The following is a 7,818-nucleotide window of genomic DNA, read 5'->3' as shown; positions in this document are numbered from 1 at the left end:
GTTCAAGTGTTTGTTGGCGATACGCTCGTTCAAACCTTCACACCTGAATTACCTGACACCATCAGTGGCGACCATTGGCATGTGTTCGATGTGGTTGATGGTATCGTTGTGCCAAGTCAAGATGTGGGCAGCCAAACGGCATTCACGTTACCCACCAGTGAAGAAGCGGCCAGTGCAGACAATGGGGTAGATATCGCGTCATTGTTTGCTACGCCTGATGAGGATACTGACAACGCAGAAAGCGGTGGTGACAGTGTCACTATATCTGATATTAGTATGCCTAATGGCACGATCACAGACAACGGCGATGGGACGTATACCATCACGCCAGATGAAAACTTCAACGGCAACTTTGAAATTGACTACACCGTTGATGACGGAAATGGTGGAGTATCACCGGCTCAACTTGATGTATCGGTGACCGCGGTCAATGATGCGGCTGTGATTTACGACCAAAACTTTAGCATGGACGAAGACGGTACACTGAGATTTACTAATGAAGACTTGCTAGTGAGCGCAACAGACATAGATGGCGACGATTTAATGGTCAGCGGAGTCCATTATGAAGGGGGAGATGGTATATTAACCACCCACGATGACGGTTCTCATACGTTTGCTCCCAATGAGAATTTTAACGGCAGTTTAAATCTTAGTTTCGACGTTTCTGATGGTTCAAGCACTTCAAGTGCAGCGATCAATGTTGACGTTGTGCCAGTCAATGATGGTCCTGTAGCATCCGAAGTGTCACTTAACGTCGATGAGGATCGAACGCTCGTCTTTTACGACACTGATTTGCTTGAAAACACCAGTGATATTGATGGCGACGATCTTTCGATTATTAATGTCGGGTATCAAGGTGACCAGGGCGTTCTGATTAATAATGACGATGGGTCTTATTCGTTTACGCCTAGCGAAAATTTTTCAGGTCAAGTTGAACTCTCGTACACGGTATCAGATGGTCTCTCTGAGGCGACTCAAGTCATCAAAGTTAACGTAGACAGCGTTGCTGACGCGCCAGAACTTGTCGTTACTGCTGCAGCAGGGCAAGTCATTAACGCTGAAGGTTTAAAAGTCGACCCAGATGACACATTAGAACTGAACATTGCCGCATCACTTACCGACTTAGATGATTCGGAGTCTCTGACGGTTGATGTGTCAGGAATTCCAGTAGGTTCAACCATTCATTATGACAACCAAACCGTATTAAACAACCAAGATGACGGGATAACAAGTTATGTTGATTCTGAAATAACGGTTACGTTTGAAGGAGAAACCGCAGGGTTTAGAAATGCAGTTGGGTATTACAAAGTTGATGAAAATGGCCAGATCCAAGATGTAGAAGTGGTGTATGAAAATGCCTCCCAAGTTGGCGGTGGGGGTAATTTAATTCCTGGAGAATCCTCATTTTCCTTCGACTTGCCACAAGGTGATAGCTTTAATCTATTCGTGATCCCTAATGGCTATAATCATAATAATTTTGATAGCTTTAGTCAGGGTAGTTATGAATTCAGAAACGCAGATGGTACGCCGGCCACTACCGATTCTATCGACCCTCAACTTGTATTTGTCGAGGACAGTGGCGAAGTGTCTGTCATCCAAAGTCAGCATGGCGATGCTATATTCCACGGTGGTTCGAGTTCAAATCTAAACCAAGATGGTATCGACCATTCGCGTACGTATTTTAATGATAATGATGAACTTGTATACGGAATTGAAGACATGTTTAACGGGGGAGATCGCGACTACAGCGATTTCCTATTTACTATCGACCTTGGAGAAACCAACACCTCAATTTACCGAGGGGAAGTGACTGTATCTGACGAAACACCAATTATTCTTCCCATTGTAGCGCTCAATGAACCCGTACTAATTGACCTGCCTAACGAGTATAGCGGTGAGTTTGATGTCCTAATCACCGCTACCGCTACCGAAATGGATAACGAAGATACTTCTCTGACGACCCAATCGATCCATATTGATGCACGTGAACATGCCCCTGAGTCTGAGGCAACTTCTTCCACGGTCGATGAAGATCATTCCATTATCGTTACACAAGACATGCTACTAGAACATGCTAGCGACCAAAATGATGACACCTTGATCGCTACCGATTTAGTTACGTCGGATCCTAATGCGACCGTCGTCGATAATAATGATGGCACGTTTACCGTCACGCCATCCCAAGACTTTAATGGAGATTTAGCACTTTCGTACAAAATAAGCGACGGCGAGTTTACAATCGACAACACATTTAACCTATCCGTCAGCGAAGTGAACGACGCGGCAACATCAGAGGCGGTCTTGTTAGCGTCTAACGAAGATGAAATTATTCATATAACGCAAAGTGACTTATTGGCACTAGCTCAAGATGTGGATGGAGACACACTTACCGCTAAAGACCTAGCCATCGACGCTACATTTGGAGATCTCATTGATCATCAAGATGGTACATGGTCTTTTACTCCGAATGAAAACTACAACGGTGAAGTACCGTTTAACTTCAATATCGATGACGGTACGGTATTAACGCCAGTACAGGGCAGGGTTGATATTCAAGCCATTAATGATGCACCTGATGCTCCGCTCGTCACGATGTCGACGGATGAAGACCAACTTCTGATCATTGATCCAAGTTTCATTACTAATCAAGCGACCGACCTTGATGGTGATACTCTTACGCTAGAGAGTTTGAATGTTCGAGCACCAGAGAATGCGACGCTTCAACAGCAACCAGATGGAATGTATCACCTTGTCACGAGCCAAGATTTTAATGGCCTTGTTGAACTGGAATATCTTGTTTCAGACGGCGAACTTACAGCCCAAGGCACTCTGAATGTTGATGTCATCCCTGTCAATGATGAACCTTTTACTGTTGGTAATGCATCCCTAACCACGAGTGAAGACGGGGCTTTTACCTTTGATACATCGGATATGATGAACTTATTTGGTGACATAGATACCGATGAACTTGTCATATCCAGAGTCATTATGCCTGATAATGAAGATGGAGGGGCGGTAACTGACAACGGAGATGGCACCTGGACCTTTACACCAACAGAGAACTTTGCGGGCATATCAGAGCTTAAAGTGATCGCTTCCGATGGCGAATTTGAGACCGCACTTGACGTACCTATTTTCGTTAGACCCATTGCCGATGGCGCCGTCATTACGACCGCCCACGAGGGACCGCTTGTTTTTTCTGAAGATACCGCGGGTTACCTCAATCTTGATGTTAACCTAATTGATGACTCAGAGTTTTTAAGCAATTTGATGATGACTGGTTACCCAGTAGGGTTTGAGGTCAGTGATGGGAATAATACGGTAATCATTTCCGAACCAGGACAAGTTATCAATATCACACACTGGGATGTTGATAACCTTCAGATGACGCCACCCGATGATTTCAACGGCAATTTCTTTGTCACGGTTTCAGCGACGACCGTCGACTATGGTGATGAACCTGAGCAAAATGATGAGGTTCAGGTTGGAGGTGACTTTAACCTGGTATCAGGGAACGCCATTACTCTAAGTCACGATGATTTGATCAATATGGCTCAAAACGTTGATGCCGACCCTAACGATGACATTCAATTGGTTCATTTGATAAACCCAGACTCCGGTACTCTCGTCCAGAACGATAATGGAAGTTGGACGTTCACGCCATCACCGGACTTCTTAGGCAGCGCGGACTTTGCTTATGTTATAGAAAAAGATGGTATTTTATACGATGAACAAAGTGACATAAGAGTGTTTGATTCAGAATCTTCCATGGGTAACATTTCAACTATTCAAGGAATAGGCGAAGCGGAGGTAGAAGAAAGCCAATCGATTAGTTTTAATGACTCCGACATGCTAGCAACGATTTCTTCTGATGATAATCAGGATTTAAACATTGAATCTGTCTCATTGCTCGAAGGTCAAGGTTTAATTGAATCTGACGGGCAGGGCAATTATCAATTCACACCAGCAGAAGGCTACATTGGCCAAGCACAGATAGGTTTTATAGCTAGTGATGGTGAAAATAGCGTTCAAAGCCATTTGAATATTGGCGTAGAAACTACGACCGAAAATGAACAAGCGTTGCACCAATCCGAAGATGGCTCTATAGATATTGAGGCCTCAGATGTGCTCTTGAGCTTAGGTCTGGCCGAGGACTCAACGATAAATGAACTTAGTTATATAGGCGATCAAGGTGCGATAATATCTACTGACGATGACCAATGGACATTCTGGCCCGATGAAGGGTTTTCAGGTGACATTGAGGTATCGGCGTTGATACAAAATGACGAAGAAGAACAAACTTATTCCACAAGTTTACATGTTGAAACCGACGGGACAGAACATACACCATCAGAAATGCGAGTAGGTGATACAGAAAGTGAAAATGGTGAGACAGCAATCAACCAATCCGACATCACCGCAGCACCGGGAGATGAAATCAATATCAATGCTCCTGATGACGTCAGCTCAGCAGAAGGCGTAGAACATATTGTCATTCGTGATTTACCAGAAGGTGCGGAAATCAATGGTGCTCTTAATGACGGTGAAGGCGGATACACCATATCCGGAGATCTAACTCAACCGGTTACACTTGTATTAGGTGATGATTTCGAAGGACAAGCGACGCTGACGTTCCAAGGTTATGATGAGTTAGACTCACCAGTGGATAGCGCGTCAGGCACGTTGCAACTGGATATTGATGACCAATACTCAATGCAATCGTCGACACAGCAAACGCAAGATACTTCTTCGCTACAACAAACTAACGGGAGCGACTGGACTCAAAGTGACAATACCCAAGTTGATATTGATTTTACTGATGATTCAGGAAGCTTTGGCACTGATGATAACTCAGCGTCCAATCCACAATCCGATGTGGACGATAATCTGGTTTAGAAGCCAATAGCGTTGTGGCTAACGTATCGGTTCGTTACAACGCAGTATCTTTTTAATAATCACATTAACGTAATCGCTAGATTAAGTTAATGTGATTATTAGGTATTTTATGGTAAATAGCGTTATGGTTAAATAGCGCGTGATGAAAGCACTAACAAGAAGATAGGGAACGTAAGGAAGCAGTTAGACTCACAATGTACAAAACCTTATTTAACATAAGATAGATAATACGCACCGAAGGGTGTTTTTTTAACATTTGAAGATATTGAATATAATCCTGTTTAATCTGTAAGAATTTCAGTCACTTGTGAATCCTTACTCCTGCATTACTGGCGCTCACACTGATACGCTTCAAGTTGCTTTGAAACTTGATTGATAAACAAAAAGTCACCTTTAGCCCGTTCTATCGGCAATGACTATTAATAAAAACAAAGCAATCGGAATAAACGTTTTTTGTATCAGAATTTATGTGAGGCTTATCACTATGATGTTAGAGTCATTCGTCACGTTGTATTGGCGAGAATTTAAAACTGTGCGCGCTGGCGCTGAATATTTCCACGTAAACAAAGTCACGATTTCGCGTTGGCTTAATGGCACAGTTCCCATCAATCCCATGGCTGAAAAGTTGTTGTTGATTAAAGCGCTCGGCTATCTTCCTAATGATATTCGTTGGCGTGGTTTTTATATCGATGAAGCCCGTGCGGTACTTGTCACACCCACGGGTCGAGAATTTAATCCAAAGGAATTGGAAAGCTTTGCACTATAGCGCGATGAACATCGTGAATTGGTCGAGTTACACGGTCACATTAACTATCCCAAGATTTATCCCGCTAAAGAAAATGTCTTACCGTTTCGTGGCGGTCGTCGTATGACGGCGGCACCTTGGATACCATCAAAGCTCAAGTAATCGATACAATGCGATACCTCTATCGCACTGTATTAACTTTTATTTATGAGCCTCTGTTTGGCTTTGATTTTATAATATAGATTGATCAGCAATAGCACTGTGCCTGCTGCAAATATGCTGACGTATTTAGATATCGATGCATCTAACTCCAATCGATTTGAAAAAAAATAGAAAAAGCTCATCGTCAATACTTGGATTATTGCTACTATTGGTAGAAATACCAATAGTAGTTTTTGAGGCTTTTTGAGGCTTTTTGATGAGGCTTGACTCATCATAGTAGTAACTTGTACAGATTATGAATATGATTACAGAAATCGAAATTATAATAAGGTCGGATAACTCAATTTTTAGTGTCTCGATAAAAGTTCGACTTTGAGGAGATGAGTTCTCCCTAATGGAAAAATACATCCCATTATTAAAATCGAATTTTTTTCTACCGGCTTCACTCACTCCTGTGATTCTAACATCAACTGTATTGAACCCGCCGTTACCCGCTACCAATGCCTCGATTGTGAATGAATCAGATGGATTTAGAAGCAAGGGCTGTATGTATACCTTGTTGCTAGAGTAAGACGGATTTATAGGCATACGACTTGGTGAAGATGAGGCTACTCTAGCACTCAGTACGGTTGTGCCCGAGTCAAAAATTATTGCAAGCGGAGCATCGAAATCACTGGTTAGAATTGGTTCGCTGCCTGTATTTTCAATCGATAGCCCTGAAATTCTAACGTCTTTCTGCTGCTTATTATCATAATTTATTTTTAAGAGTGGCCAATTATTTTCACCCCCACCCGCCAGTTTAGTCTCGTATGACAAATTATATTCAAGTGATTTATTATCATCGACGATTGAAACCCAAAATGGTTGTAATAAAGACACTATGATGGTTGCAGCTATTGCTACCACACTTAAAAGTGTACTTGTTGAGGGCTTTTTTATCATATCGCGTTAACCTATATCGTTATTCATTTCAGAACCGCTTTCCCAGACTCTAACAATCCGACCCACTGCAAGAATTCCTCTCTCGCAACGCTGATTGAGTTACTAGCATCGTACATCAAGCTTAAAGCACGGGTTTTGGGTCTTACTGGGATAGCTACCACACCTTCACTAGTTGTTTCATACCCCATATTTTTCAACTCATCTACAAGTTGCGGCATCGAGTGCGGGTTAAGTCCAGACAAATCAAAATAGTGAATACCAACTGCAGTGTTGGCGTCAAATATATCGTTAAAAGGGGCCGTTGATGTAATGATGTATGGTCCCTCTCCTTTAAAGTCATTTGGATAACTATCTCTAAGCGCTTCTAGTATGCTCATTGCAACATTTAAGTCATAGTGTCCTGACTCATCCGTTGGAATCACAAATAGATTCAATTCTCTCGCAGAGGTACTTACGGCCTTAAGGTCTGTTATAGGTGGGTTCCGAGTGAGAATTGTGTCAGCAAGAGATTCATATGTTTTATTGGCAGGACTATCTTTTGAAGATGAACCAACTATTAAGTAAGAAAAATAGTAAGTGGTTGTTATGCTTTCATTTGAAGATAGAAGCTTTTGCATCTCAATAAAGGGGTATAAAGTGACAGCAAGTCCACCATACGCCATTGTTTCCGTTGCTTCTGCCAAAGCGATTCCACTTCCGGCTTCCCCTGCTACATTTATATTTGAGCCCTTAGGCCCGATTACCTGAAAGTCACTTAGTTTATAGCTATTCTTTGGATTGCTCGTTTGTGACTTGGATGAGCACCCGACTAATAGCGCTGCTAGTGTTACAGCGATGATAAGTGGCATTTTCATTTTTTACTCTGAAGTTTGAAATAAATAACAGTTGCAGTAAAGCTGACAAAGCCAAATAAAGCGTACATAGGCTCTATAGGTGATTGAGGGTAGATATACTTAAATCCCGCATATTGAATAATCAATACTACAAAAAAAACCAGACAGCAACCTAGCGTTTTATCCATGTAATCTCCTTACTTATAAGGAAGTTATGTTAGCATATATCTCCATACCGTC

Annotated in this window: 4 protein-coding genes and 1 pseudogene; 2 read left to right on the top strand and 3 right to left on the bottom strand. The window is 42.3% G+C overall.

The annotated features are described in order from the left end of the window. Positions 1-4,896 (top strand): tandem-95 repeat protein (locus AB4405_RS21465; RefSeq protein WP_372062758.1); only part of this gene is annotated, 4,896 nt, incomplete at its 5' end. A gap of 484 nt (positions 4,897-5,380) precedes the next feature. Then, a pseudogene (locus tag AB4405_RS21460) lies at positions 5,381-5,803 on the top strand (phage protein). 126 nt (positions 5,804-5,929) lie between these two features. On the opposite strand, the gene AB4405_RS21455 reads toward AB4405_RS21460, so the two are convergent. The 3 genes from AB4405_RS21455 to AB4405_RS21445 are packed head-to-tail and all read right to left on the bottom strand — an operon-like array spanning position 5,930 to position 7,766. Beyond that, entirely contained in the window at positions 5,930-6,745 is an 816-nt protein-coding gene (locus AB4405_RS21455) for a hypothetical protein (protein WP_372062757.1), read from the bottom strand. A gap of 23 nt (positions 6,746-6,768) precedes the next feature. Then, positions 6,769-7,599, bottom strand: coding sequence for a hypothetical protein (locus tag AB4405_RS21450; RefSeq protein ID WP_372062756.1), 831 nt, complete (start codon positions 7,597-7,599; stop codon positions 6,769-6,771). Next, on the bottom strand, positions 7,596-7,766 hold the full coding sequence (locus AB4405_RS21445; protein WP_372062755.1) for a hypothetical protein: 171 nt from the start codon (positions 7,764-7,766) through the stop codon (positions 7,596-7,598). The genes AB4405_RS21450 and AB4405_RS21445 overlap by 4 nt, the downstream gene beginning before the upstream one ends. Positions 7,767-7,818 lie beyond the last annotated feature (52 nt).

Origin of the sequence: Vibrio sp. 10N.261.51.F12 (assembly GCF_041471725.1) — a bacterium.
Taxonomy (GTDB): Bacteria; Pseudomonadota; Gammaproteobacteria; order Enterobacterales; family Vibrionaceae; genus Vibrio.
This window is presented reverse-complemented; position numbering and strand designations above follow the sequence as displayed.